The 225-nt window shown below is 66.2% G+C and carries 1 protein-coding gene; it reads right to left on the reverse strand.

Annotated features, from left to right (window positions below):
• A partial coding sequence (locus tag E0702_RS18660; RefSeq protein ID WP_165927656.1) for an ABC transporter permease occupies positions 1 to 225 on the reverse strand: 225 nt, incomplete at both ends.

Genomic DNA, 225 nt, shown 5'->3' on the forward strand with positions numbered 1-225 from the left:
CAGTTCGGTCAGCATGTAGTTGGCCGCGAGGATCAGCACGGCCGCCGCGACGACGGAGGATTTGGTGGCCGCGCCCACGCCCTGCGCACCCCGCCCCGAATTCATGCCCGAATAGCAGCCCATCAGGGCGGCGATGGCGCCGAATACGGCCCCCTTCGCGAGCGACGAGACGATGTCGTGCAGTTCGAGGAAATCCACCGTGTTCTGCAGGTAGGTCGCCGGGTT

The organism is Halomonas marinisediminis (assembly GCF_004347715.1).
Classification (GTDB): domain Bacteria; phylum Pseudomonadota; class Gammaproteobacteria; order Pseudomonadales; family Halomonadaceae; genus Halomonas; species Halomonas icarae.